The 25,752-nt window shown below is 69.3% G+C and carries 20 protein-coding genes and 2 pseudogenes; 3 read left to right on the top strand and 19 right to left on the bottom strand.

All coding sequences use genetic code 11. From position 1 onward, the window contains the following. Positions 1 to 128: 128 nt before the first annotated feature. Positions 129 to 1,082, bottom strand: coding sequence for a rhamnan synthesis F family protein (locus ACLF3G_RS26495; RefSeq protein WP_430672393.1), 954 nt, complete (start codon positions 1,080 to 1,082; stop codon positions 129 to 131). A gap of 71 nt (positions 1,083 to 1,153) precedes the next feature. Beyond that, positions 1,154 to 2,797, bottom strand: coding sequence for a class I SAM-dependent methyltransferase (locus ACLF3G_RS26490; RefSeq protein WP_430672392.1), 1,644 nt, complete (start codon positions 2,795 to 2,797; stop codon positions 1,154 to 1,156). Between the two features lie 312 nt (positions 2,798 to 3,109). On the opposite strand from ACLF3G_RS26490, the pseudogene ACLF3G_RS26485 reads away from it, so the two are divergent. Further along, positions 3,110 to 5,153, top strand: a pseudogene (locus ACLF3G_RS26485) (IS1182 family transposase). A gap of 258 nt (positions 5,154 to 5,411) precedes the next feature. On the opposite strand, the gene ACLF3G_RS26480 reads toward ACLF3G_RS26485, so the two are convergent. The 6 genes and pseudogenes from ACLF3G_RS26480 to ACLF3G_RS26455 form a co-directional block, all read right to left on the bottom strand. Continuing rightward, positions 5,412 to 6,731, bottom strand: a complete 1,320-nt coding sequence (locus tag ACLF3G_RS26480) for a transposase (protein ID WP_430672391.1) — start codon at positions 6,729 to 6,731, stop codon at positions 5,412 to 5,414. Positions 6,732 to 7,060: 329 nt separating this feature from the next. Continuing rightward, positions 7,061 to 9,031 (bottom strand): glycosyltransferase, encoded by a 1,971-nt coding sequence (locus ACLF3G_RS26475; protein ID WP_430672390.1) that lies wholly within the window; start codon positions 9,029 to 9,031, stop codon positions 7,061 to 7,063. Between the two features lie 8 nt (positions 9,032 to 9,039). Next, positions 9,040 to 10,194: an HlyD family efflux transporter periplasmic adaptor subunit gene (locus ACLF3G_RS26470; protein ID WP_430672389.1), complete on the bottom strand. Its 1,155-nt coding sequence runs from the start codon at positions 10,192 to 10,194 to the stop codon at positions 9,040 to 9,042. Positions 10,195 to 10,693: 499 nt separating this feature from the next. Continuing rightward, positions 10,694 to 11,245, bottom strand: a pseudogene (locus ACLF3G_RS26465) (DUF2254 family protein). Then, complete coding sequence (locus tag ACLF3G_RS26460; RefSeq protein WP_430672388.1) at positions 11,226 to 11,906, bottom strand: DUF2254 family protein; 681 nt, start codon at positions 11,904 to 11,906, stop codon at positions 11,226 to 11,228. Before ACLF3G_RS26460 ends, ACLF3G_RS26465 begins: the two are co-directional and overlap by 20 nt. 96 nt (positions 11,907 to 12,002) lie before the next feature. Then, a complete protein-coding gene (locus ACLF3G_RS26455; RefSeq protein ID WP_430672387.1) occupies positions 12,003 to 13,109 on the bottom strand; it encodes a zinc ribbon domain-containing protein in 1,107 nt (368 codons plus the stop codon). Here ACLF3G_RS26455 and ACLF3G_RS26450 point away from each other — a divergent pair. Then, positions 13,101 to 13,820: a sulfite exporter TauE/SafE family protein gene (locus ACLF3G_RS26450; RefSeq protein WP_430672386.1), complete on the top strand. Its 720-nt coding sequence runs from the start codon at positions 13,101 to 13,103 to the stop codon at positions 13,818 to 13,820. The two genes, ACLF3G_RS26455 and ACLF3G_RS26450, sit on opposite strands and share 9 nt — an antisense overlap. A 224-nt stretch (positions 13,821 to 14,044) precedes the next feature. Here ACLF3G_RS26450 and ACLF3G_RS26445 read toward each other — a convergent pair whose 3' ends face one another. The 6 genes from ACLF3G_RS26445 to ACLF3G_RS26420 all read right to left on the bottom strand — a co-directional run bounded on the left by ACLF3G_RS26445 (position 14,045) and on the right by ACLF3G_RS26420 (position 19,992). Then, positions 14,045 to 15,124, bottom strand: a complete 1,080-nt coding sequence (locus ACLF3G_RS26445; protein ID WP_430672385.1) for an AraC family transcriptional regulator — start codon at positions 15,122 to 15,124, stop codon at positions 14,045 to 14,047. Positions 15,125 to 15,240: 116 nt separating this feature from the next. Further along, positions 15,241 to 16,077, bottom strand: a complete 837-nt coding sequence (locus tag ACLF3G_RS26440) for an RES family NAD+ phosphorylase (RefSeq protein WP_430672384.1) — start codon at positions 16,075 to 16,077, stop codon at positions 15,241 to 15,243. Positions 16,078 to 16,083: 6 nt separating this feature from the next. Beyond that, on the bottom strand, positions 16,084 to 16,524 hold the full coding sequence (locus ACLF3G_RS26435; RefSeq protein WP_430672383.1) for a hypothetical protein: 441 nt from the start codon (positions 16,522 to 16,524) through the stop codon (positions 16,084 to 16,086). 68 nt (positions 16,525 to 16,592) lie between these two features. Then, entirely contained in the window at positions 16,593 to 17,666 is a 1,074-nt protein-coding gene (locus ACLF3G_RS26430) for an NAD(P)H-dependent flavin oxidoreductase (RefSeq protein WP_430672382.1), read from the bottom strand. 27 nt (positions 17,667 to 17,693) lie between these two features. After that, on the bottom strand, positions 17,694 to 19,568 hold the full coding sequence (locus ACLF3G_RS26425; RefSeq protein WP_430672381.1) for a DEAD/DEAH box helicase: 1,875 nt from the start codon (positions 19,566 to 19,568) through the stop codon (positions 17,694 to 17,696). Between the two features lie 100 nt (positions 19,569 to 19,668). Continuing rightward, positions 19,669 to 19,992: a hypothetical protein gene (locus tag ACLF3G_RS26420; protein WP_430672380.1), complete on the bottom strand. Its 324-nt coding sequence runs from the start codon at positions 19,990 to 19,992 to the stop codon at positions 19,669 to 19,671. A gap of 238 nt (positions 19,993 to 20,230) precedes the next feature. Here ACLF3G_RS26420 and ACLF3G_RS26415 point away from each other — a divergent pair, with 238 nt between their 5' ends. Further along, complete coding sequence (locus ACLF3G_RS26415) at positions 20,231 to 20,614, top strand: thermonuclease family protein (RefSeq protein WP_430672379.1); 384 nt, start codon at positions 20,231 to 20,233, stop codon at positions 20,612 to 20,614. Positions 20,615 to 20,632: 18 nt separating this feature from the next. On the opposite strand, the gene ACLF3G_RS26410 is transcribed toward ACLF3G_RS26415, so the two are convergent. The 5 genes from ACLF3G_RS26410 to recD2 all read right to left on the bottom strand — a co-directional run. Further along, entirely contained in the window at positions 20,633 to 21,076 is a 444-nt protein-coding gene (locus ACLF3G_RS26410) for a hypothetical protein (RefSeq protein ID WP_430672378.1), read from the bottom strand. Positions 21,077 to 21,245: 169 nt separating this feature from the next. After that, complete coding sequence (locus tag ACLF3G_RS26405; RefSeq protein ID WP_430672377.1) at positions 21,246 to 21,923, bottom strand: SOS response-associated peptidase; 678 nt, start codon at positions 21,921 to 21,923, stop codon at positions 21,246 to 21,248. A 746-nt stretch (positions 21,924 to 22,669) separates the two neighbouring features. After that, positions 22,670 to 22,828, bottom strand: a complete 159-nt coding sequence (locus tag ACLF3G_RS26400; protein WP_430672376.1) for a hypothetical protein — start codon at positions 22,826 to 22,828, stop codon at positions 22,670 to 22,672. Positions 22,829 to 23,006: 178 nt separating this feature from the next. Next, complete coding sequence (locus ACLF3G_RS26395) at positions 23,007 to 23,867, bottom strand: hypothetical protein (protein ID WP_430672375.1); 861 nt, start codon at positions 23,865 to 23,867, stop codon at positions 23,007 to 23,009. 14 nt (positions 23,868 to 23,881) lie between these two features. Then, positions 23,882 to 25,752 (bottom strand): SF1B family DNA helicase RecD2 (gene recD2 / locus ACLF3G_RS26390; protein WP_430672374.1); only part of this gene is annotated, 1,871 nt, incomplete at its 5' end.

Genomic DNA, 25,752 nt, shown 5'->3' with positions numbered 1-25,752 from the left:
GCGCGTTCTCGCGCTCGAGTTCCTTGCAACCCATCCGTCCCGCACCAGCGCTGGTTGCGTATTCCTGTTTCCCGCTCGCTTAAAAGCCGCGGCTTGCGGCTGTCCACTACGTCGGCAGGCCGCGCCGCTCAGGGCGTTCGCTCGCGCATTGCAAGGCGCAGATCGCGGCGCACGACTTCCTCCTCCTCCGGTGCGATGTCGCGGACCGCCTCACGCCAATTTACAATGTCGAGCACTTGGGAGGGGTTGCTGCGCAGCAGCTCGCGCTTGAGGAATGGGAAACCGTTGTCGAGCAGGGTGGCCCAAAGATCGGCTGTCGGATTCATGGGTGCCCGGCCATTGGCGGCCATCAGGATGCGCCGTTCCGCCGCGGCACGGATGGCATTCACTTCCTCATAAGGTTCGCGCTCCTCGACCTCCCGACGAACCTGATCGATAAGATCAAGGTACGGCCACAGCGCCTCGCAGGCGATGCCCGCCCGCAGCATGGCCTGGGTCAGCCCGATCTCATAGGCTGTCACCACATGGTGCTTGGAGCGGGAGGGCAGGACCCGGCTCCAGAAGGCCGACCAGGCCGCGCTGCGGAATGCCTCCGGCCGAAACGCCACGAAGTACGATTGCAGGTGATAGCGTTGCTGCCAGCTATCCGTCAGCCCGCAGACCGGGGCCATGGAGGCCTCGATCCGGCGCAGCAACTGCCCGATCGGGCGGAAGGGCCCGTAGACGCTGTCATTCGCCAGAATGATTTGCGTGGTCTCCGGTCGCGGCAGACCGCAGGCCGTCAGCGCGTCCCGCCAGGCGCCAAAGTCATAGCCGATGTTGCGGCGAAGGATGACCACGCCGAAGACCGAGGCCGCCCAGGCCGCATCCTCCGGCGCCAGGCGTTCTGCGTTCGAGGCCAGGACGAGCGACAGGCCCTCTGCCCGCAGCGCCTGCGCATAGCGCCTCGTATGTTCCTGCACGCGGCCGCGCCCATCCCAGTGGCAAAACAGCACCACTCGCGGCCCAAGCGGCGCGCTGCCCTGCGCCATGCTGCGGATCGCAGGCCGCCATTTCTCAGCCTCGGCGATGGTCCTGGCCATGGTTGCCTTGGCCTCGACCCAACCGTGTCGGCAGACCCGGATTCCGTGGCGCATGAGCCGAGCAGACAGGCTCATAGCCCGGCACCTGCGCCGGCAGCGAATTCGGCGGGGGCGGGAGGAAGGGCAGGATTGGCACGCAGCACCGGAAGCACGTCCCGCGCGAAGGCTTCCGCCTCGGTACCCAGGTCCAGCCGCTCCAGCGCCAGCAGTTCCAGTGTAGCGGATGGCCAGGCGAGGCCAGCCGACCGGGCGCCGGGTTCCGTCAGGACCCGGCGCAGCAGGGCTTCCGGCGCCAGTCGTGCCAGCCGCAGGGCCGCGGCGGCATCACCAGGCTGGTGGTTGAGCGCCCGCACGGCGCCAGTGAACAGGCAGTCGATTTCATCATCCGACATGGCCGCGCCAGCCGCGGCCCGTTCGGCGGCCGCCGGAACCACGTCGCCGAATTCCCCAGCTTCCTCCAGGTTGCCGGCATTGACCAGCGTCACGAAACAGCGCCGGCGCAGCAACGCGGTGCGGTGCTGCGACCGCGCCGCATCGCCCGGTGCCGGACCAAGGCCCGCAAGCCGTCCCGGCCCCGTCGCGATCCCTGCCTCGGCTGCGGCGAGAACCTGTTCGAACCGCGCGACCCAGGCGATATCCTCGGCATCGCCATCATCCGTGCCGATGCGCGCAAATGCGTGACGCAGCTGGTCGCAGGCCGCCGCGGCCCGTCCGAGCATAGCATGCACCTCTGCCGCCGGCGCGCCGCGCAGCCTCCAGTGCATGGCCTGGGCATATAGCAGCGGGCCGAGCGCCAGCGGCTGTTCCTGGGCGAGCGCCTCCAGCGATACCGGCCCGCCGACCGGCACGTCCTCCGGCGCATGCCCGAACCGCGACGTCACCTCCGCCGAAACCAGTGGCTCCAGGCGGTCGGCCGCGCCGAGTTCGCCGGCGGCCACCCAATCGCGGTAGGCGCGCACCAGCAGGCCGAGGCGAAGGTCGCTGCCCCTGGCCGCCGCGGCGGCCGCGGCTTCCAGATAGACACAATAGGCCGCGCGATCGGCCTCGTTCGGCTGGCGCCAGAGCGTGCCGGCATCGCTCGCATGGGCGAGCAGCGAAGGCCCGCGATCCTCGACGGAGACATGGCAGAAGCCCGCGGCACTCAGCGCCTGCGCCAAGCTTGCGGCGGTGTGGATGATGGTGTGGAAGCCCACCGACAGCAGCGGCACCAGGATGCCCGGCGTCATTTCCGGCATGATTGCGCCCGCATTGGGCGTGGTCAGCACCAGCACGCCGCCCGGGCGCAGCGCGGAGCGCAGCAGCCGCAGGATCTCCACCGGGCGGAATAGATGCTCGATCACTTCGGAGCAGGTCACCGCATCATAGGCCGCGATTTCGCCCTGTTCCGCGGTGAAGTAGCGGTTGGCGATGGGCAGGCCGAGTTGCATGGCGCCGGCGGCGGCGAAAGGCGATGGGTCGAAGCCCTGGACCTCCCACCCGCGCATGCGGCGCGCGACATCCAGGCCGAATCCAAATCCGCAACCGATCTCCAGCATCCGGCGCGGCCCGGGCAGATCAAGCGGCAGCACGTTCGCCGCGATGCTCCAGATGCCGGCGCCCTGCTGCAGGTAGAAGGCGAGGGCTTCCGGTCCGCCGGTTGGTTGATCTCCGTAATCCGGCCGCGGCATCGGGTCAAAGTGGGTCGCGGTGCAGGCGGAGCAGGACAGCAGGCGCATTCCATCGCTCGGGCCGCCCTGCACGGAAAGAAGGATGCGGTGCGGGCCGGTGGTGTTGCAGGATGGGCAGGTGGATTTATCGTCACCGCTAATGGTCCAACAGAGTTCCAAATCGAATCCTTCTAGTTTGCTGTGGCCAGTTCTATTAAGCCTTATGTGCGTTGCGATATACTCAGTAATGCTCCCTGCATACCGCCAGAAAGTTCTTCCTTTTCAAATGATAAGGTCTGGTCCTGGGGCAGGAATGGCGCAATCCGTGGAGCGGCCATAGGATTCGGCTGCGAACCCAGGACCCTGCCGTTTCCGGACACCATGCCCACCGAAACACACGCTACGCCGCCCCTGCCAGGCCTGTCACCAGTCGCCGGCAAGCCCATCATCGCTCGCTTTGACGGCGGGGCCCTCTCGTCGGATGGCGGCCTGCTGGCGCTGCGCGAGGTTGAGGCGCGGCTTTGCGTGGCCGAACGTCTCGCCGGATGCATCGACGATCGGCGCGCACCCGAGCACATCTAGCACGGCCTATCCGAGATGCTGCGCTTCCGCCTGTTGATGATCGCGGCCGGCTACGAGGACGGCCACGACGCCGACAGCCTGCGGCACGATCCGCTGTTCAAGCTCGCCAACGGGCGCCTGCCGGGCGCGGCCGCGCTCTGCTCGCAGCCGACGCTCTCGCGCCGGGAGAACACGCCGGGGCCGCGCGCGCTGATCCGCATGGCGCGCGCCATGGGCGCTCTATTGCGTCAGCTTCCGCCAAGCGCCGTGCCGCATCGCGCTCGGCATCGACGACACCTTCGACGCCGTCCATGGCGGGCAGCAACTGCGGCTGTTCAACGCCTACTACGACGAGTACGGCTTCCAGCCGATCGTCGTGTTCGACGGCGAGGGCCGTCCTGTCGCCGCCATGCTGCGCCCCGCCAGGCGCCCCACCGGCGCCGAGGCGCGCAACATCCTGCGCCGCCTGGTGCGCGAGATCCGCAGCCACTGGCCGCGCGTGGAGATCCTGGTCCGCGTCATCGATGCCTTCGTCGCCAAGATCGATCTTGCTGAGCTCGGCTTCGAGGGCGTCGTGCCCGAGCGCACTGGCAGGCCCGGCTACCATCCGGCAACGCTGCTGAAGATCTACATCTACGGCTACCTGAACCGCGTTCCGTCCAGCCGGCGGCTGGAACGCGAGGCAGGCCGGAACCTCGAGCTGATGTGGCTCACGGGCCGGCTCGCGCCCGACTTCAAGACGATCGCTGAATTCCGCAAGGACAACGGCCCCGCGATCCGCGCCACTTGCCGGCGTTTCGTCCTCCTCTGCCGCGAGCTCGACCTGCTGTCCGAGGCTTCGGTCGCGATCGACAGCAGCAAGTTCAAGGCGGTCAACGCCCGCGAGCGGAACTACACCCTCAACAGAATCCGGCTCCGCACGGAGCAGACGGAGGCGAGTGTCGCGCGCTACCTCGCTGCGCTGGAGACAGCGGACCGGCAGGAGGAGGAGACGGCGCGCCAGCGGACCGAGCGGCTGAAGGACCGGTTTGCCCGGCTCGAGGAGCGTATGGCGCATCTGCGCAAGATGGAGGCAGCGGTGTGCGCGGCGCCCGATGGGCAGGTCTCGGTGACGGACCCGGACGCGCGTGCGATGGCGACGACGGGCAAGGACACCGGCCTGGTCGGCTACAACGTGCAGGCTGCGGTGGACACGAAGCACCACCTAATTGTCGCGCACGAGGTGACGAACATCGGCAACGACCGCGCCCAGCTCTCGACGATGGCGGGGGCGGCGAGCGAAGCCACGGGCCATGACGCGCTGACGGTCTTCCCCGACCGCGGCTACTTCTCCGGCGAAGAGATCCTGGCCTGCACGCAGGCGGGCCACTCGCCGCTCGTGCCCAAGCCAATGACATCGGGCGCCAAGGCGGATGGGCGGTTCGGCAAGCAGGACTTCGTCTATTTGGCGGCCAAGGATGCGTACCGCTGTCCTGCGGGGGAGACGATGAAGTGGTGGTTCAACCGCGTCGATGAGATTGGAATGACGCTGCGCTACTACTGGACGACCAAGTGCCAGGCCTGCCCAATAAAGGCCAGGTGCACGCCGGCCAAGATGCGTCGCATTGCGCGCTGGGAGCATGAGGGCATCCTGGATGCCAAGCAGCGCCAGCTCGACGCCCAGCCAGACGCGATGCGCCTGCGACGGCAAACGGCCGAGCACCCGTTCACGCTGAAGGCTTGGATGGGCGCGGCACACTTCCTGACCCGGACAATTAAGCGCGTCAGTACGGAGATGAGCCTGCAGGTGCTGGCCTACAACATGAAGCGGGCGATCGCGATCAAGGGCATCGGCCCGCTCCTCTCAGCCATCCCGGCCAGATAGGGGCGGCTGGCCTCGCCTCTCTGGCGCCCAACAACTCGTTGCGTGTCTGCCGGACATCGAGTTCGGCTCTGACCGACGCTGGCCCAGGTCAGGACGTTGTGTTTCGACACGGCCTCGGCGGGAAGCGGACATGCGCGACCTGCGCCGAAGGGCTGCTTTGCGTCGATTCTGTTGAAAAAGAGCTTGGCGGACCGGCTCTGGGGTCGGTGCCTGCTCGGTGCGGGTGACCGCGGTTCGGGCTCTCCCGACGCTACCGCATCAGCCGGCGGGTGCCGGCGTGGGCAGTGGGAGCAGCTTCGCGAGCTTGCGGAGGTTCTGCGCGGCGGCGGCGAGGTGGAACTCGTCACGGGCACCATTCGGACCTCGTAGCCGCAGCCTGCTCAGGCCAAGGATGCGTTTGAGGTGGGCGAACAGCATTTCGACCTTCTTCCGCTGCCGCCGCGAGACCGCGTACTCCTCGGTCCTGGCGATGTCCCGGGCCATGTCGCGCGCGCCCTCGTGGATCGAGCGCGGCAGTTTGCGGGCCGGGTGGTTCGGGCAGCAGCGGGGCTTCAGCGCGCAGCCGCCGCAGTCGTGCTTGGTGGCGCGATAGCGCATGAGGCCTTCGGCATCGACGCCTAGACGGGGCCGCACGAACTGGCGCCGGTAGTGCAGCAGCTCCTTGCCGCCCGGGCAAATGTAGAGGTCGCGCCGGTGGTCGTAGATGAAGTCCGAGCGGCTGAAGGTGCCATCCGTCCGCTGCGACTTGTCGAACACCGGGATGTGCGGCTCGATCCCCTGCTCATCGGCCAGCCAGCCCAGCATCGCGGCCGAGCCGTAACCGGTGTCGGCGATCAGGCGTCCGGGCCAGAGGCCGAAGGTCTCGGCGGTCCGCACCAACATGGTCTGCGCGGCGCCGACCTCCGCCTGGCGCACCGCTGTGCTGGCCTCGACGTCGATCAGGCAGTTGTCGCAGTAGGCATAGTAGGCCAACCCACCGGCCGCCGCCGTCCAGCGCGCGGCGGGATCGGTCGGCGAGACGAACTTCGGCGGCACCTCGGTCGCCGCGCCGAAGGCGGCATCGTCCAGCACCGCCAGATACTCGCCGACTGTCCGGCTCGCGCCCTCCGGGTTCAGATCGGCAGCGCTGGCGGCGCCCTTCTGCCGGCTGGCGTCCGCGCGGATCATGCTGGCATCCACCACAAAGCCCTGGCCGCCGACGATGCCCTCGGCCATGCAGCGCCGTACCGTCGCCTCGAACAGCTGGCGCAGCAGGTCGCTGTCGCGGAAGCGGCCGTGCCGGTTCTTGGAGAAGGTGGAGTGGTTCGGTACGCGGCAAAGGTTCAGGTGGACCTCTTCGCACAGGCGCCGCTCGGAGCGGATGCCGCAGCAGTAGCCGATCAGCAGCATCCGGATCATGAGCTCGGGATCGGCCGACGGCCGGCCAGTCGCGCTGTAAAAGGGCTTGAGCTGACGGCGGATGTCGCTCAGTTCGACGAAGCGGTCGATGGCACGCAGCAGGTGATCGGAGGGCACATGCTCCTCAAGGCTGAAGCCGTAGAACAGCGCCTTCTGCCGCACCGGCCGCTCGCCCATCATGGCCGTGCCCTCCTCTACCAGGAGGACTGAATCAGCGCCGGCGCCCGATCTCAACAGCCTTTTCCAACAAAATCCGTCCATACCTGACATCTGGCGTCACTGCCTCCTTCCCGGTAGCGGACATGGCGTCAACCGGCATCTCTGAGCGAGTTGGGGGGAATTGGATGACCGAAAGGCGGTGAAGCGGCCGATCTGTTGCGTGTTCTGATGATTGTGACAGTCCGTGAACCGGTTGCCCTCTGTGGGCTCGTACCGAGGCTTGTCGCGCGGCTGGCCGAGGCTGGGCTTCCGCCGCGCTCCGCCCGGGGCGACTGCGGCAGGGGGCAGCCTCAGCTGAAGGCGCGGCGCGCCAGCGTCGCCACCAGCCGCCCTGGCGGCGTGCGAGTGACGGAGCGCAAATAGGCGCCCGAGAAGACCTTGCGGATTAGCGCCGCCTGCTCCTGCTGCGTCGCTGCGAAGGCCAAGTGCAGCCCGGCTGGCGTGGCGCGCCGCACCTCCGCCTCCAGCTCGCCGACCCCCTCGACAAACAGTCGCACCACGGAGCCGCGTGGAATGGAGCCCGCCGCCTCCACCCGCGCGCCGAGGATCGACAGGTCGCGCAGCCTGGCCCACTGGGCCGCGCCGTCGGGGCCCGTGAGCAGCGCCGCCTCGTCGGCGTCGAAGCGCTCTTCGCGGCGGAAACGTGGCTGCTCGACGCAGATCATGCAGGCGATGAACAGCACGGCGCAGTTGTAGATGCTCCAGAACAGGTTCATCACCTCGATGTCCGGCGGCGTGCCCGGCAGCGGCCCCTCCAGCACCCGCCAGACCAGCCCGCCCATCGTCGCCAGCGCGAGCAGGAGGAAAGGCCCGACCAAGCTCCATTGCACCACGACCTGGTCGCGGTTCGTGCCCTTCGCGGTGACCTTGAACTTCTGGTTTCGCGACCCGAAAAGGCCGATGACGCTGGCCCGCATCGCCTCCCGCGCGACGAGGATGCCGACCGCCTCCGCCATCACCGGCACGTTCGTGCCGCGGCTGACCCAGCCGAGGAAGCCGACGCAGACCACCCAGTAGGGCCCGAGATGGGCGATGATGCTGGGCAGATCGGTCTGCATCACCGTGAGCCCGAACCACCAGTAGAGCGGCGGGACCAGCAGCGCGAGCACCTTGATCAGCGACCCCACCGTCCAGAACAGCACGGTGTCGAGCGTGTGCAGCCGCATCATCAGCGGCGTCGGCCCGCGCGACAGCGGCCCCCAGGGCGTGCGCACGATCTGCATGGTGCCGAGGCACCAGCGCCCACGTTGCGTCAGGTACTCCTGCATCCCCTCCGGCGCGAGACCGGCGGAGAGCGGCTCGTTCAGGTAGGCGGTGCGCCAGCCGCAGCCCGTCATCTTGACCGAGAGCAGCAGATCCTCCGTCACGCTCTCGGTCGGGAAGAGGCCGATCTGCTCCAGCGCGTTGACGCGCACCACCGCCGAGGTCCCACAGGAGAAAGCGGTGCCGTGCGCATCCTTCGATGCCAAGATGACGTCGAAGAAGAAGCGCTGCTCGTCGGCCACGATGTTGGTGGCCTTGAGGTTGAGCTGGATCGGGTCGGGATTGAAGAAGTACTGCGGCGTCTGCACACAGCCGATCGCCGGGTCCTGCAGCAGCGCCGCGGAGCGGCGCAGGAACTGCGGCGCCGGCACGAAGTCCGCATCGAGCACGGCCACCGCCCCAGCCTTGTCGGGCAGCGCTAGCAGCAGGCGGAGCGCGGCGTTCATATTGCCAGCCTTGCCATGCGCGTTGTCGGCGCGCGTCAGGTAGTTCGCGCCCAGCTCCTGGGCGATCTCCTGCAGCCAGGGCCGGCGGCCGTCGTCCAGCACCCAGACACGGTAGAGCGGATAGTCCTGCGCCAGCGCCCCGACCAGCGTGCGCAGCAGGATCTCGCGATTCTCGTTGTAGGTCGGGATCAGCACGTCGATCAGTGGCGCGCCGTCGGGGAACCGGTCCACCGGGAAGTGCTGGTACGAATCGGCTTCCGCGCTCCGGTCCTTCGTGCGGGATAGGACGTGCAGAAGCAGCAGCCCGGCGAAGGAAGAGAGCGTCTCCACCCCTAAGAATCCGACCGCCGCAGCGTAGCCGAGGGACCATTCCGCCGCCGGCAGCGTCTCCGTCACGCGCCAGAGGATGTAGCGCACCAGCAGCAGCGCCGCGACCGCCGCCACCACCATCCGCGGCCACGGCCGCCGCGGATCGACCTGCGGCAGCACCATCAGGCCGAGCCCGAGCAGCACGAGCGTCGGCGCCGCTGCGAGGAGGATCTGCTCGCCCATGGGGCCGGCTAGAACACCAGCCGCCCGAGCCGCCCCGCCGCGCATTCGACGGCGTCGTCCGGGGCCGGCGCGAAGCGCACCACCACCTGGAAGCGCCCGCCGGTGCCGTCGGCGGCCGGCGGCTCCGCGGCGAGGGTGGCGATGCGCCCCTCCCGCCAAACGCCGCCCGCAACGCGGAACCACGTTGTCTGGCCAGGGGCGAGCGAGCGGAATACCCGCGCCTCCACCGCCGCCACTGCTTCGAGCTGGCCGCAATCGGCCAGCTGCGCCACTTCCTGCCCGGCACGGAGCTGCTCCCCATCCTGCGCGAGGCGGCGCAGCAGCCGTGCCTGCACCGGCACGGCGAGCTGCGCCTCGCGCAGCCGGGCGAGCCGCGCGGCCTCCGCCTCCTCCTGGTCACGGATCGCCGCGCCGCGGGCCGCGATCTCCTCACGCTGCGCGGCCAGCTCGGCGAGCAGTAGGCGCAGTCGGTCCTCCGCCTGCTGCGAGACGGACCGGTCGTTGGAGGGGTCGGAGGCGATCGTGCCGGCGCGCGCCGCCGCCTCCTCGGCGGCTGCGCCGCGGCGGCGGCTGGCGGCGGCCAACAGCTCGGCCTGGGCGACGGCGCCGTTGCGGCGCGCGGCGTCCAGCGCAGCGGGCGACTGCACGCCGCTCGCCGCCAGGCTCACCGCTCGCCGCACGACGGCGGCGGCTTCGCGCGCACGGGCCTGGGCGGCGGCCTCGGCCGAAGCGGCCTCCCGGAGCCGGGCGGCGAGCACTTCGCTGCGCGCCGCAATGAAGGACCCAGAGCGGCGCCTCGCCGCCTCCAGTTCCCCAAGCGCGTCGGCCTGCCGGCGGCCGAGCGCGGCGAGCTCGACCTCGGCCAGCCGACGCTGCCGGGCGAGCTCGGCCAGGCGGGCGTCGTCCACCCGCGGATTGCGCACCTCGCCGATCACGGTGCCGGCCGGCAGCACCTGGCCCGCCTCCGCCGTGGAGGCCAGCCGCAGCGCCCCCTCGATGGGCGCGCGGAGCGTGAGGACGGCTCCGCTCATCACCGCCTGCCGCGCCCCCGCAACGAAGAAGCGATCGTGCAGGAAGACCCCGGCGACAAGGATCAGACCGAGGCCGAGCGCGATCCGCGCCAGCCGCCCGGGCGGCGGCAGCGCCGCCCGGATACGGTCCACAGCCGTCCGGGGCTTCCAGACCGTCGCAGTGACCGCATGCTTGGCGTCGGACGCCGGGACCGCCGGAAGAGGGCTACGAAGACCATCGGGCATAAATCACGTTATAGTGAGAATTGAGTGGCAACAAAACAGGAAATCGTATCTGTTCCGCGTGACGTTGCGAGAGCGCGTTATGGCGGCGTTTCTGAGACCGCAAATTTGGCACCATATCAGTTGCAAATCACGGAAGCGGTTCTTTGCTGAGCAGCCCCCGGACTCGTTTCGGTCGGTAAGGACGACGCGGCTTACAGATCTTCCGTCGAAGCAGGGCGGTTGTCCTTTTGTTACCGGAGTGGACTCGCGGCCTCGAGGGGAGCCGCGGGGGAACCCGGCCGCGCGTATCCCTTACCCCGCCCCGCAGCTTCTCCGTGGTCAAGCTTCCTCTCCGCCATCTGCAGACTCCGCGTGATGTCCTCCCGGTCCCGTGGCTCGGCCGCCTCGCGATGGCCGGCGTCCGCAATCATGCGTGCGTGGCGCACCAGTGCGTCGCACTGCTCCTCGTTCGGGCGTGCTCGGCGATGCGGGCGATCGCCTCGAGGAGGTGGATGACCACCGCCGTGTGACCCGCCCCGGCTTGACGCATCTGGTTGCAAGCGGCGTCGAGGACGCCGCCGAAGGTCGTCGTCTGGCGCACCACGCGCAGTCGACCTGTCGCGCCGTACAAGCTTGGGCTCGGCAGTTGCCGTCCCGACAGCCGTGCCAGGCAGCCGCGCAGCCGGTCCACCACGGCGATCGCGGTCGCGGGGTCGTTGATGCCGGGCGAAAGGGCCCGCACTGCCACCTCAACAGGGGACGCACGGCGAACTCAAGGTCCTGCGTCGGCGTCCGCTCGCGCTCAACCATTGCGGCTTCGCAGATGGCGTCGCGGTCCGCCGCCTCCGCCCCCGGGCGGCAGCGCCGGGATACGGCGGTCACCGGCGACGACGAAATCGCCTGCGCGGAAATCAACGCGGAGCACCGCATCGTGCCGCTCCGCCCAGGCTACCAGGACATCATAGTCGATCGAGCGCACATAACCTTCCTTGCGCCGGGCGACCGCGACCGCCAACTGCCCCCCGCGAGGCCTCCTCCTCGCCGCCCCCACGCCTGCGGTCTTCCTCCAGCAGCGGAAGGTGTTCGATAGCCTCGTCGAACTCGCGCCCAACACGGGCAATGATCTCGTTGGCGACGGCGATCTTAGTCATCTCCTGGATGAAGACGAGCAACGCCAGGACGCAAGCGAGCGCGAGCGCCGTGCCGAGGCTGATCGCCACGTGCGGCACGTCCTGAAATTCGGCGTCGCCGCGGACCACGCGCAGGATGAGGACCTGATAGACGATAGACATGGCGAAGGTGCCGAGCGTGGCCTGGGTCGTCAGGTCGGAGCGGAAGACGCGGATCAGCCGCGGCCCGTATTGGCTGGCTGCGAGGGTCAGCACGACGACCGTTGCGGAGAAGGCCATGGCGGCCATCGAGATTACGCCGGTGAGCAGCGAGGAGAGGAGGTTGCGCGCATCCTCGCCACTGCCAGCATTCATCCACCAGCCCAGCACCCTGTCCTCGCCGCCATGCCCGGCATCCACCGCCAGCATGGCCCAGGCAAGCCCGGCACCGGCCAGGACCATCAGGCCGGGAACGAGCCAGAGGCTCGTCCGCAGTGCATCCCAGGTCACCTGGAGCCGGTTCTTGCCCATGCCGCGGCCTCGTTCTGTCGTGGTCCAGAAGGAGCAACGCGGCGGCAGCCAGAGCGTGGCAGAGCAGGAATCGGTGGGCACTATCAAGTTGGAGCACTAGGCCGCTAGGGCTTGTGTCATTCCTGATTTCACGGGCGCCTCACGGCGCTCGGATGACCTCACCACGGCCAGCGGCGCCCCACCGAAGTGAGGGTTGGTCTGGCGTGGGTCGGCGGGGGCACCCCTGATCCCGGTTCTGCCCGCGCGTAAGGCGCGGACACGTCGCTCCCCGATGGCGCGCACGACTTCGGCAAGGAATGCATCCTTCCTCTGGAACACCGAACCGATAGGAAGCGCACGGCGCCCCCCGATGTTCGGTGCTGCATTGAGGTCGGCGTGCTTGGTGTGGCCGCACCACAGGCATTGGAACCTGCTCTGTGAGCGGCGATTTCTGGCATCCACATAGCCGCAGGCATTACAGGTCTGGCTGCTGTATGCCGGGTTGACCTCGGTGGACGTGATGCCGAACCGCTGTTCGAGGTCGGCCAACTTGGACTGGATGACGGACCTGCCGCAGTTCCGTAGGATGGCGTTCAGGCGGCGCGACAGGTCCGGGTTGCGGAAGTCAAGCCGCTCAAGGACCAGTTCCTTCAGGCGCCCCTGCGCCACGAGGCGGTTCAGGACGCGCGCGACCTCGGTGCGAAGGAACCCGCGCACGTCCTCGACCAGCGCCCGATACCGCTTGCTGTCGCGGGGCTTCTTCCCGGCTCGCTGCTGGCTGGTGGCGATCATGGTCAGCAGCGCGTCGTAGCGCCGCAGGCGCTTGAGCCAGCCCTGACCGAGCAACTGTCCCTCGGACGTGGCGAACAGGGTGGACAGGCCGAAGTCGAGGGCGAGGACGCCGTGGCCGTCGTAGTCCGCCCGGCTCTTGGCGCAGGCTTCGCCCATGTCCGTCACCACGCCGAAGGTCAGGCAGCCTTCCCGGTTCAGGTTGATCTGCACGCCATTGGTGACACGACCGGGCCGCTTCGCGTGGTAGTCGTAGGTCAGCAGCGGGACGGCGATTCTCCGGCCCGCCTCCATGGTGGACAGGTTGACCCACCAGCCGACCTTGCCGCCCTGCGTGGCCTTGGTCGGGGCCGCGAGGCAGGCGGCCCGGTGGTCGAGGCGCATGGAGATGTGGGAGAGGTCCGGGCGGCGATGCCGCCCCATGACGTGCCGCATGATGGAGCGGGCCAGCCTGCGGACCTCGGGCGGGTTAAGGGTGTGATCGGCCTCGGCCTACCGACGGTCGCGATGGGGCTGCTCGGCCTCGCCATGCTGCCCGTAGAGGCCGCCGCCCTGCTCATCGTGCCTTCGCTCGTGACGAATGTCTGGCAGCTTCTTGCCGGCCCGCTCTTCGGCGCCCTATTGCGCCGCCTCTGGCCCATGATGGTCAGCATTGTCGCGGGCACCCTCGCCGGGTCGGGGGTGATCGTCGGAACCGATGCGGGCGCCGCAACGGCGTTCCTCGGCGCCGCGCTGGCCCTCTACGGCGTCGTCGGCCTGGCAAAGCCCAGGCTGCGCGTGCCGCCCGCCGCGGAGCCGTTGGCGGGACCATTGGTCGGCGCGGTCACAGGCGCGACGGGCGTGTTCGTCATCCCCGCCGTGCCCTACATCGGCTCCCTGGGGCTGGAGCGGGACGACCTCGTGCAGGCGCTCGGCCTGTCCTTCACGGTCTCCACCCTCGCGCTCACGGCCGGGCTCGTGCTGCATGGTGCGCTGCCACTAGCCACCACAGCCATTTCAGTCCTGGCTGTTCTACCGGCACTTGTCGGCATGGCGTTCGGTGCCTGGCTCCGCGCGCGGGTCCGGCCCGAGGTCTTCCGGCTGTGCTTCTTCGTCAGTCTGCTGCTGCTCGGCGGCGAACTCGCGTGGCGGGAGATGGCGTCGTAGCTGCCGCGGCGCCAAGACCCCAAGTCGCTGTGCGAGAGTTCGCTAATGGTCGGGTGCCGAAGTATCGCCGCGGGCCCGGGCTACCACGGGAATTGGCGGAAAGTGGCTGTAGAGGACCTGAGGCCCAGGTGGTTTCTCAGCTTCTACACGCGGATCTGGCGTCCAAACATGGGTGACATCTGAGTGGCAACTTCACCGCCAACCAAGTCAGCTCTTGGCGGCAATCAACGGGCACCCATCCTGGCGCGAGCGTTGACAAAGCCCGCAGTGCGGCGCGCGGTCTCCGATGGTGACTCGCCGAAGCGGCGGCGATACGCGGTGGCGAAGCGTGAAAGGTTGGTGAAGCCGTAGCGGTACGCGACGGCTGCCGCGGATGTGCCGGGGCCGGTGCCGACGGCCAGCAAAGCCTCGCTCACCGCGTCCAGCCGGATCGCGTGCAGCGCGGTAAGCGGCGTCGTGCCGCGGAAACGCCGGAACACGTCGTTCAGGTTGCGCACGCTGCATCCGGCCGCGACGGCGACCTCAGCGATGCGGATCGGCTTGGCGCTGTTCGCGCGCATGAACTCCTCAGCGCGCCGCACGTAGGCCGGAACCGCGCATGAAGCCCCGGTGTCCAGCTGGTCGGTGTAGTTGTGCGGCGCGGCGCGCAGCAGCAGCGTCACAAGGAGGTCGGTCGTGGCGGCGAGCGCGACGGGATTGTCAGCCACTCCGTTAAGGCTCTGGAACTCGGCGAATACGGCATCCAACTGGCGCTTGAAGCTCACGGCCAAGCCGCAGGTCCAATCCAGTCCGGGCGCGAATTCGAGCGGCCGGCGCAAGTCGCGGTCGAGCGCGTGCCGCAGCGCCGCCTCGACCTCTGCCACCTTGAAGTAGAGATTGGCGCGGGCGCCGGCGTCACTGAACACCACCCGGGCGCGCGGGCTCGGACGCATGACCAGACCGCGGCCCTCGCTGGCCGTCGTCGCGGCGCCGTCCTGCAGTAGCGTCAGCGCGCCCTTACAGGGCATCACGACGACGAACATGCTGCTTTCGTCGCCGCTGAGCGTGACCTCGGTGCTGAAGCGATTTTCAGCGAAGCACGCCTCAATCGTGCCAGCACAGCGGTCCGCCATAGTAAAGATCGGCTCGTTGAAGCGCATGCGCCACAGCCCGCGGTCCCGCAGCTGGTAGCCGTAGTTGTAGCTAACCCCCGGAAGGCGGGTGCTGATGCGCGAACTGGCAGTGAATTCCGCAGGGTCGGTGCTGCGGGTGGTCTTGAACTTCGCAGCCGTGGCAGGATCGACGATGTGTGCGCCGGAAAACATCGTTCTCACCTCTTTATCGCGAGCTATGCGGAAAGATGAATGACGGCCGGCTGATCAGGCCACGGTCTACGCCGGCGTGCTGATGACCTCGATGCCATTGCGGAATCTGACACCCTTCACAACCTTCGGCAACTCGTCTTTGTTCCTCCCTGGTTTCCGTTGGCACCAGGGCCAAGCCTTGAGCTGGAGGTGTTCGATGGATTAGCAGGCGACGAAGACCAAGCCGCGTTCCTACACGGACGAGAACAATTGCCAAGCGGCTCGACGGCAGGCTCAGGCGTGCCGGCCCAGACCATGCGCCAGACGGTGCCCTGCGCCACGGACTGCACCGCGTGCGGCCACAGCGCCAAGAGGCAGGTGCCGCCGGGATGGCGCGTGCTGGGATAGACGATGCCGTTCAGCCCCGCGGCGCGCGCTTCCTCCGCCAGCGCGACGCCGGGCGGGTAGCCGATGGCGGGATCGGGGTCGAGGCAGGTGGGCTTCGGCTCGACGTCCCGCAGGTCGACGAACTCGCCGGCGGCGCTGGCCCACAGCTCGCCCCACTCCACTATGGCCTGGAAAGAGCCAGCCTCCCGCAGGCTGCGCGTGAGGTGAAATCGCACCTCGGCGAGCGCGGTCTCGACCTCCAGCGCGGCATACCAGGCGCCGCGTCCGGCCGGGCTGAAGCGGTTGGCTTCCTGTGGGCGGCCATAGGCGAAGGCGGCGTTCGCCAGGTTGGCGTGCGGCCGGCCGCGCGGGAACAGCGAGGCGGCGGCGGATTCCAGGGTCAGGCGCGCGCTCGTGGCGCCCTCGATCTCCGCCAGATCGGCCGCGATGGCGTCCAGCCGCTCGCGTGGCAGGTCGCCCAGGGCGGGGTCGCGCAACAGAAGATGCAGCACGGGGTCGCGCAGGCGGGCGGTCGAGACCAGGCGGACGATGCGCGGCTCGGCCAGCCGGAGGACGGGATGGTCCAAGGGTGGTCAGAGGCCTCCGCGCAGCGCGTCGACATGCTGCCGGATCTCGATCATGCCGGGGATGCCGCGCTCCATCATCGCCTCGAGTGGGGACAGGTTGGTGAACAACGGACCCGCATTCCGCAGCCGCACCCAGCGATCGGCCATGTCGTCCGCGAACAGCAGGTGCAGCGCCTTGAAGGTACCGATCATCGCGGACACTCGCATGAGCTGGTCCTGCGACAGGACGCCGCGCCAGGTGCCGGCCTTGATCCGGTCCCAGGTGCTTTCGGAGACGCCCAGCAGGATGGCGGCCTCCGGCCCCGTGAGCGCCCAGGCCTTGGCGAGGCCGCGCAGCGCCAGGATCGAGGACGCGGTCAGGCGCGCGCGGTCTTCCTCCCGCGCGAAAGTTTGCGGTGGCCGAGCGGGGCCGGTTGATGGGGTCAGGCTTAGGACGGCATTGGCCATGGCTTACCTCCAGGACGGGAGGATGGCAGCATGTGATGCTCCACGCAACACCAAATGAGGAGTATGCCTCACGGCAGCAGCGCCTGCGCCTCCTCCCACAGCCGCCGTACCAGGGCATCCGCCGGCTCCGGCCGCGACAGCGCCGCGCCCTGGCCGGCCCAGCTCTGCATCTGCGCGACGTTCCCCGCCGCCTCCGCCGCCGCCCGCACTGGCACCATCAGGGCGCGTTGCACGGGGTAGGGGGCGGGCTTCAGCGCCGGGTTTGCGAAGGCTTCCGTCACTTCGTTGCGGATTCCGCGCGCCAGCCGGCCGCTGAAGGCACGGGTCATCACTGTATCCTCGGGTGCCGTGCGCCCAATCGCCGCCGCCCAGGCGGGGTTGATCGCGGCTTCCGGGCAGCGCAGGAAGGCGGTGCCCATCTGCACGGCGCTGGCGCCCAATGTCAGCGCCGCCGCGATGCCGCGTCCGTCCATGATGCCGCCGGCGGCGATGACGGGGATGCGGACCGCGTCCACCACCTGCGGCAGCAGCGCGAACAGGCCGATCTGCGTGTGCTCCGCCGCCGCATCCTCGAAGCTGCCGCGATGGCCCCCGGCTTCCGCGCCTTGCGCCACCACGGCATCGGCACCGGCGGCTTCCGCCGCGCGGGCCTCGGCGACGGTCGTGGCGTTGCAGAACCAGGCGATGCCGCGCGCCTTCAGCCGCGCCACCACCTCCGCCGGGAACAGACCCATGATGGAGGAGGCGACCGCCGGCCCGACCTCGATCATCGCCTCGCACTGCGCCGCGAAATCCGGCAGGAGGCGGCTTGGGTCCGGGTCCGGCACCTCGATGCCGGACAGATGTGAAAGCGCCGCCCGCACCCGCGCCTCATGTGCCGCGTCACGGGCCGGCGGCGGGTCCGGAATCCAGAGGTTGACCTGGAAGCCGCCGTTGCTGCGACCGCGGAACTGCGCGGCCCAGTCGCGCATGGCGTCGGGATTCGACATCAGCGCGCCGAAGCCGCCCAGGCCGCCGGCATTCGCCACCGCGGCGGCGAGACCGGGCGGGCTGGAGCCGGCCATCGGCGCCAGCAGGATTGGCGCCCGCAGGCCGAAGCGGTCGCAGAAGGCGCGGGTGCGGTCGCGCGTGGGTGTGGGCATGACAGCTTCTCCTTTTCGCCGCGCCGATCATCGCAGGGCCCGCGATGGCGGCTTCCACGCACCTTGCGGGCGGGCGCGCCAGCCGAAGCGGTGGTCGTCCTCCAGCAGGTGCAGGTGATCGTGCAGCCGGTTGCGGCCGAGCCATTCCAGCGCTGCCTCCAGCTCCGCCAGCGACATCGCGGCGCGTCCCTTGCCGCCGGTCGCGTGCTTCAGCACGGCGTTGTAAGCGTGGTACAGCCCGTTGCCACGCGGCAGGGCGGTGGCCAAGCCATCCGCCATGTCCTCCACCGCCTGCGCCGCGATCAATTCGCCGACGCGCTGTCGCAGGCGCCGCTCGGCGATGGAGGGCGGCTCCAGCAGCGTACCCTGCGGGTCGGGCGCGCGCGCCGCGGCGAGGCCCTGCGCCAGATCGGGGCCCGGCCGCAGCGTGGACAGGCGCAGCGCCAGCGCGTTGCTTTCCAGCGGCACGATGCCCTGGCGTTCCCGCGTCTCGGCCATCTCCGCCTCCAGCCATTCCGGCAGGGGCAGGCTGGATTGGCGGGTCGGGCGGGGCGGCTTCGCCCGCGTGCCCTGCTCACGCTCCATCCGCCAGCGGAAGCGCGCGAACAGCGGGTCGTCGGGGTGGAAGACCGTGGCGCGCTGCGTGGCATAGGGGCCGGCCTGCGGGTCCACCCGCGTGGCGCGCGCCACCATCTGCTCCAGCCAGGGCCGGGAGCGCACATGGGTCAGCGCCGCCACCACGGATACCTCCGGCGCATCCAGCCCCTCATAGGCCATGGCGACGGTGACCAGGATGGAGGGTTCGGGCGTCAGCCGGAAGGCCGCCAGCGTCTCATGCGCGTCGCGTTCCTGGGAGACCGCCAGCGCCACCGTGGCGGCCTGCGCCGGCGGCACCCAACAGCGCAGGGTCTCCAGGTAGCGCCGCGCCTGCACCTGGTCCGGCGCCACCACCAGCAGCTTGCCGAGGCCGCGGGCCGGGGCATCCAGCGCCCTTTGCGCGCGGCGTTCCGCGCGCAGGCTTCGCGTGGTGTCGAAGGCGCGGCGCAGCAGGGCGTCGGCGAAGCCGGTGCGAAGGGCGGTGAACAGGGCAGGGCGCGTCGCCTCATGCGGTGCCGGCGCACGCAGGCGGTGCGGGCCAAGATGCGCGCGCGCGCCCTGCGCATCCTCCGGACCCAGCCAGGACGCCTCGCCATCCAGCGCACCGAAGGACACCGGCAGCACGGCGCGCTCCGCCAGCGCCCTGGCGCGGCTGTAGCCGATGACGGCCCAGCCGGGAGCGGCGAGGTCGACCTCCTCCCGTCCCCCGGCGCCGCGGCGGTAGGGCAGCCACAGGATGCGGCGGCCATCGGCGCGCTCCAGCGTGCCGGACAGCAGCAGGCGATGCGCCGCCAGGCTGAACAGCGGCTCGATGGCCGCCGACCAGCCGGCGGCGTCGTCGGCCTCCCCGCCCGTATTGTCGTTGTGGCCGAGGCTCGGCAGGTGGTGCACCTCGTCCACCACCAGCAGGGTGCGGTGGCGGCGGAACTCGGCCAGATGCAGGTCGGGCGCCGCGGCGATGCCCTGGTAGGTGGTGACGTAGCCGGCCAGGCCGCGGCAGGGGTCGGGCGTGTTGTCGGCGGCGCGGACGGAAAGCCCATGGCCGAGGGCGCTGCGCCAGACGGGATCTGCGAAGGCTTCCTCGGCCTGCAGGCGCAGGCTGTCGCGTGGCACCACCCAGCAGATGCGCTCGCACAGGCCGGCACCGATCAGCGCCTGGGCGGCGATGACCGGCAGCAGGGACTTGCCGCCGCCGGGCGTGACGGCGGCAAGGATGTCACTGACGCCCGAGGCCTCGCCCGCGGCGATGGCGCGGACGATGCCGAGCAACTCGGACTGGTGGCTGCGGAGTGGGCGTGGGGACACGCGGCATGGAATTCCAGGCAATCAGGCCAGAATCCTGATTCCTCGGCGAATTTTTGTCCAGCGCGCTCTTGCGAGACGGCGGCGAGACCGGGCGCCGGCGTCAGCCCAGCGCTTCGAGCACGTCTGCGACCATACCGGCCAGCCGCACCTCCGCCTCCGTCACTGCCTCCGGATTGGCGCGGCGGATCGCCCCGGCATGGAGCCCGCCCAGCGAGCCCTCCACCTTCCGGAAGGCCACGGAGCCGAGTTCCTCGGTCACGCAGGCGATCTTGCCAATCGCCGGCGGCCGGGCACCGTCGAGCGGCGTGGCGAGGTAGCAGACCGTCTTGTCAAGCGGTGCCGCGAAGATCTCGCCGTCATTGCGGACGAGGTGCGCGCCCTGGCCCAGGCCGCAGAAAAACGAGCGGCCGAAATCTTGAGCCACGCAGGTCTGCCACTTTTGCAAACTAACCGTCCCCCGCCCGATGATCCATTCCAGGGTTTGCCCAAAGTCGAACTGTTGCGGGTCGGCCTGTCCTTCGCCAGCGCCACCCCACCGAGCCAGCTCCAGAGGACTGGTCGCCAGAGATGAAGGCAAAGATTGCGGCTGCTTCGCAGCGAGCTACTTCGGCGGGTCCGTCCTAGAGGTGGCAATCGCGCAGCAGGCATAGGCATCTTGCGCGATGCGTAGCCTTGCCACGGTGGGCCTGGCCCTCACCTTGCTGATCACTCCCGCAGCCGCCCAGCGCGCCCAGGTGATCGACGGCGACACCATCCGTGTCTCCGGCGAGACCATCCGCATGATGGGCCTGGACGCGCCGGAGAAGCGTGCCCGGTGCCCTGCCGAGGCTCGCCTCGCCGCCCGTGCCACCGCCCGGCTGCGCGGCCTGTTGCAGCCCCGCGTCTGGCTGGAGCGCCACGGCCGGAACCGATACCGGCGCACGCTCTCCATCGTCCGCGACCGCGCTGGCCGCGACCTCGCGCAGGTGATGATCCGGGAAGGTTTGGCACGGCCCTACAACGGCCGTGGGCGGCGACAGGAGCGGTGCGACCCAAACCCACGATAAAAGCGAACAAATAACACATCACTCAACTTGAGATTTCTTGCGGTAGTCGATATCGTCACGCAATAGACACGAAAGCGGAATGGCGCAGACGAGGGTGCGTAGATGGATGCGAAGCAGGGCAAACCGGGCGCAACAGGGCAGCCATCGCCGGCGGAGATCGCAGAGCTTGTCGGCTTGTGGGCCGTACTGTCGGAAGACCGACGCAAGGCGGTGCTGGCGTTTGCCCGAGTGGTAGCGCGGGAGACAGAGGCGCCGGTGATGCAGGACAGGGTGGCGGCGTAGCAGCCAGACGTCGAACCAGGCGTGGCTGAACCGCATGGCCAGCGGAGGAGACGAACCCCTGGCACCGGTGACCGCGCCCGCTGGCTGGACCGCGATGCGCTGGCGGTGCACATCAGCGTCCGCGTGGACGAACTGCCGCGCCTGGCACGCGCCGGCAAGCTGCCCACGCCGTCGCTTCACCTCGGCCCGCGGACGCCGCGGTGGTGTTCAGCCGATGTGGGTGTGTTGTTCGGGCGCGGCGCGCCAAGTGCGGGCCTGGCGCACAGCTCTGCCGTGCAGGCTTTTATCCAAGACATCCTGGAGAGCCGCATTGGGCGCGGCATACGGCGGCCGGTTCGGTAACCACCGCTCAGCCTGCCGCCGACACGGCCTCGAGAAGGGTTGGGTCGTCGTCGCCGACACCAGTGGCGTTCATCCGCTTCGACACCGGCCATTCCCGCAGTGCGCTGGCAGGCGCCGGGCCCAGTGCCTCCGCCCCTAGCGACCCCTCCAGCCAGCCGGTGAAATCCTGCGGGCCCAGCAGCACCGGCATGCGGTCGTGGTACGCCTCCATCCAGGCGCTGGCGCCCGAGACGATCATCGTGCAGCTCAATACTTCCTCCGCCGCGGCCGGGTCGTGCCAGCGGTCCCACAGGCCGGCAAAGGCCAGCACGGGCGCACCGTCGGCAGCGGTGAACAGGTGCGGCTGGCGGTCCTTCTTCCCGCCGGTCCACTCGTAAAAGCCGGACGCCGGGATGATGCAGCGGCGGCGCTTGAAGGCGTCGCGGAACATCGGCTTCTCCGCCACCGTCTCGGCGCGGGCGTTGAAGGTCGCCGGCACCTCCTTCGCCGACTTCTTCCACCACGCCGGGATCAGACCCCAGCGCATCTGGGTAACCTCGCGGCCAGCCTCGCCGGCGCGCACCACGTCTATGCTGGTCGTCGGCGCGATGTTGTGGCGGGGGCGGAGGTTGCGGGGTGACCCAATCAGGTCGAGCAGCGCGTGCAGCTCGGCCCAGGTGTAACGCTGCGTGAAGCGGCCGCACATCGTGAGATGCCCCTTAGTCCTGCGCTCAGCCGCAACCTGGGCCAGTTCGGGCTGCGCCAATCACCCGTCCCTCACGCAGATCGTAGCTGGTGGTGCAGCTCGCCAGGCCGCCGCCACCGCCACCGCCAAAGCCCAGGCCAAGGCCAAGGCCAGTGCCGATGCCTGTTCCCCTACGGCCTCCGCCGGAAAAGCCGCCAACGCCAAACCCGATCGAGGGCGTTACCAAAGGGGCAGAGGACCCGGCTCTGTCGTAGGACAGCACCCGCCGGCCATCCTGCTCATAAACCCGGTCGGGTACACCGAGGTTGGAAACCAGCGCGGCCTCGGAGCTCCCGATCCATGCGGTAGGGTCCGGCCGGGTCGGGCCGGCGCAGGCGACTGGCAGCAGGAGAAGCAAGGGGATGAGCTTGCGCATTAGGGGACCGCATCGTTGCCAGGGGCTCAACGCGCCAAGCCGGTTTCAAGATGCCTACGCAGGCCCAGGAGCAGAGGCCCTTCTTTGGTAATGAACCGAGCCACAGACGTGAAGGTTCCGTTCATCATCCGTGACCCGGAATAGGTCTACCAGGCCAAGGCAACGGCCTGTGCGCCGAGGGATCGATGAGAGGTTGCGCGATCAGGCAGGCGGCGCCATCTGCCGCGAGATCCCCGTGGGGTCGGCCCATAGGCCCGCTCATGGACGATCTCTCCCTGAACTCGGCCCGGTACGCACTCAGCGCGCCGGGCTTTTTTTGTCGGAGCCCCCGTCAGCCCATGCTCCAGGCCAGCGCCAAGACCACCAGCATCAGGAACGTCGCCACCAGCAGCGCCACCTCGTCCACCACAGCAATCAGAATCCACAGCATCAACCCGAACGCGACGGCCGTGCAGACCCACTCCAGCGCGCGGATGAAGCCTGGTCTCACATGGTCACTCTTGGCACCCGGATAGATGCTCGCTCTATCGGAGCGGATCGAAGGGCATGTAATTCATCTCGCTTTCTGCTGCCGGCGGATGATGTCCGGAGGTGGCAAAGGCAACTGCGGCACCAACTATGGCCATTACGGCCGCAAGCACCAATTGCGAGGGCTACACCCAATGTCTTCAGTGTCGGAGCGCAGCATCGGCTTCCGTCTTGACGGCAAAGGCGACGAAGCGGTCGAACAGTTCTGTCTTCCGGTACAGGTGACGGCTGGCGAGCAGCTTGCCTTCGACGGGCTCGCGCCGATGCTCGAGCAGGCCGAACCAGAGCAGGGGCTTCAGGATCCTGGCCTCCATTGCCAGGCTGCCTGAGTCCCAGGTGGATTCGAGAACCCCGTTGATCGGGATCGTGCAGAGGCGGGTCAGCCGCTCCGGCGCCTGCCAGTCGCCCGCCGCCACGGAAAGCGACCACAACACGACGCCAATGTCACCCTGCGGCCAGCGGCCGTGCAGGCCGCGCCCGAGGTCACTCAAGTCGATTTTCCACATGACGAAGTGAAAGAGCAGCGCGGCCAGCGCGGGGAGGTTCGCCTCCTCAAGCGCGCTGCGCCCTCGAGGCGAAGCCTTCAGGTGGCCCTTTAACCGACGGAGCAGCCGCGTCGTCTCGGCGAGCTGGCGGGCCAGATGGAGCGGGAAGAAGTCCGGCTCGTTCACCACCTTGTGGAGCCGGAACGCCTCTGCCCGGTCGAAGGCGGGCCAGAGAAAGTGGTCGATCATCTCCGCGACGACGGCCCGGGACAGGTTGCCGGTCGCGGTCAGCCTTAGGCCGTCGCCCTGCGTCCCTGCCCGCAGCAGGGCCACCATCCCGCTGTGGAACGGGGATCTTCGGAGCTCTTCGGCGGACAGGTTGGCGGCGAGGCGGATCGGCCCGCCGAAGGTCGATGGTGGCGTGTGCTGGAGCGCGTCAAAGCTCCGCCCGTCGAGCAGGGTCCAGGCAGGGTCCACGCCCCCGAGCCACGCCCTGACCGCGGCGTTTTGCAGCATGCCAGGGGCGACCATTAGGCAGACCTCGCGAAAGGAGCGGATCCGGCGCCGGACGCCCCGGCGAGCCACTCCCGCGGCTTCGACCAGCGCCGCCGCCCGGCGACGCCGCGCACTGCGATGCCGACCGCCTTTCGCTGCCCCACAAGCACGACCAGCCGCTTGCCACGGATGACGCCGGTGTAGAGCAGGTTCCGCTGCAGCATGGCATGGTGCTGCGTTAGCACCGGCATCACCACGGCCGGGTATTCGTTTCCCTGGCTCTTGTGGATCGTCACGGCATAGGCCGGCGCCAGCGCGTCCAGCTCCCCGAAACCGTAGGCGACCTCCCGTCCGTCGAAGGTTACTGTCAGCTCGCCCGCCTCGGCGTCCAGCCCGGCGACCGTGCCGACGTCTCCGTTGAACACCTCCCGCTCATAGTCGTTGTCGAGTTGCATCACCTTGTCACCGGGCGCAAAGGTCCAGCCAAAGCGCTCGACCTTCGCCTCGCCGGCCGGGTTCAGGGCAGCCTGCAGCTCGATGTTGAGCGCCCGCGCGCCGACGCCGCCGCGCTGCATTGGGCACAGCACCTGGACGTCCCGGATCGGGTCGAGCCCATACCGGCGGGGGATCCGCGTCCGCACCAGCTCGAGGATGCGCGCCACCGCCGTCTCCGGGTCGTCTGCCGGGACGAAGTGGAAGTCGCTCTCCGGCGGTGCGCGCTCGAGGTCGGGCATCTGGCCGCGGTTGATCCGGTGCGCGTTGAGCACGATCCGGCTCTCCGCCGCTTGGCGGAACACCTCGGTCAGCCGCACCACCGGCAGCGCGCCGGAGCCGATGAGGTCCGCCAGCACCTGCCCCGGCCCGACCGAGGGCAGTTGGTCCACGTCGCCCACGACTAGCAGCGCCGCGCCCTCCGGGACGGCCTTCAGCAGCGCGTTTGCGAGCGGCACGTCCACCATCGAGGTCTCGTCCACCACCAGCAGGTCGCAGTCGAGCGGGGTATCGGCGTCGCGCTTGAAGCCGCCGGCCGCCGGATCGGCCTCGAGCAGCCGGTGCAGCGTCTTCGCCTCCAGACCGGTCGCCTCCGTCATCCGCTTTGCCGCGCGCCCCGTCGGGGCGGTGAGGAGCATGCGCACGCCCTTAGCCGCCAGCACCTGCAGGATAGCTTTGACGATTGTGGTCTTGCCCACCCCCGGGCCGCCGGTGATCACCGTGGCCTTGGAGGCCAGTGCCAGCCCCACCGCCTCCGCCTGACTCGGCGCGAGGGTGAGGCCGATGCGCGCCGAGACCCAGGCGATCGCCTTCCCGGCGTCGATCGCGCCCCATGGCGGCGCGCCCTCCCGCAGGCGCAGCAGGCGCTCGGCGATCGCCTGCTCGGCCCGGTGGAGGCCCGTGAGGAACACGCAGTCGGCATCGCCCACCCGGTCGGCGACGACCGTGCCTTCGGCCAACTCGAAATCGAGCGCCGTGCCGATTAGCTCGGCCGGCACCTCCAACAGCCGCTCGGCCAGCGCCACCAGCTCCGCCTTGGGCAACCCGCAATGCCCCTCGCCCGTGGCCTCCGACAAGGCGTAGGAGATGCCGGCCCGCACGCGCATTATGGCGGTCTTCTCAATGCCGAGCTGCTCGGCGATGGCGTCGGCCGTCTTGAACCCGATGCCCCGGATGTCGCGCGCGAGGCGATATGGGTTGTCGGTCATAACCTGGATCGCGTTCGCGCCGTAGGTCTTGAAGATCCGCACCGCACGGGAGGTGCCTACCCCGTGGGCGTGCAGGAACACCATGATCTCGCGCACGGCCTTCTGCTCGGCCCAGGCGGCGACGATGCGGCCCGCGCGGACGGGGCCGATGCCGGGCACCTCGCGCAGGCGGTCCGGCGCCGTCTCAATGATGTCGAAGACCTCCT

Source organism: Falsiroseomonas sp. HC035, from assembly GCF_050563525.1.
GTDB lineage: Bacteria > Pseudomonadota > Alphaproteobacteria > Acetobacterales > Acetobacteraceae > Falsiroseomonas.
This window is presented reverse-complemented; position numbering and strand designations above follow the sequence as displayed.

Bases quoted from the DNA above. Each gene is read 5' to 3' on its own strand.
- ACLF3G_RS26445 (WP_430672385.1), bottom strand. From the start codon at position 15,124: ATGTTTTCCGGCGCACACATCGTCGATCCTGCCACGGCTGCGAAGTTC.
- ACLF3G_RS26395 (WP_430672375.1), bottom strand. From the start codon at position 23,867: ATGCTGCAAAACGCCGCGGTCAGGGCGTGGCTCGGGGGCGTGGACCCT.
- ACLF3G_RS26475 (WP_430672390.1), bottom strand. From the start codon at position 9,031: ATGGGCGAGCAGATCCTCCTCGCAGCGGCGCCGACGCTCGTGCTGCTC.
- ACLF3G_RS26435 (WP_430672383.1), bottom strand. From the start codon at position 16,524: ATGGCCAATGCCGTCCTAAGCCTGACCCCATCAACCGGCCCCGCTCGG.
- ACLF3G_RS26495 (WP_430672393.1), bottom strand. From the start codon at position 1,082: ATGGCCAGGACCATCGCCGAGGCTGAGAAATGGCGGCCTGCGATCCGC.
- ACLF3G_RS26405 (WP_430672377.1), bottom strand. From the start codon at position 21,923: ATGTGCGGCCGCTTCACGCAGCGTTACACCTGGGCCGAGCTGCACGCG.
- ACLF3G_RS26480 (WP_430672391.1), bottom strand. From the start codon at position 6,731: ATGATGGGCGAGCGGCCGGTGCGGCAGAAGGCGCTGTTCTACGGCTTC.
- ACLF3G_RS26455 (WP_430672387.1), bottom strand. From the start codon at position 13,109: ATGCGGCACGTCATGGGGCGGCATCGCCGCCCGGACCTCTCCCACATC.
- ACLF3G_RS26430 (WP_430672382.1), bottom strand. From the start codon at position 17,666: ATGCCCACACCCACGCGCGACCGCACCCGCGCCTTCTGCGACCGCTTC.
- ACLF3G_RS26460 (WP_430672388.1), bottom strand. From the start codon at position 11,906: ATGGGCAAGAACCGGCTCCAGGTGACCTGGGATGCACTGCGGACGAGC.
- ACLF3G_RS26490 (WP_430672392.1), bottom strand. From the start codon at position 2,797: ATGCGCCTGCTGTCCTGCTCCGCCTGCACCGCGACCCACTTTGACCCG.
- ACLF3G_RS26415 (WP_430672379.1), top strand. From the start codon at position 20,231: ATGCGTAGCCTTGCCACGGTGGGCCTGGCCCTCACCTTGCTGATCACT.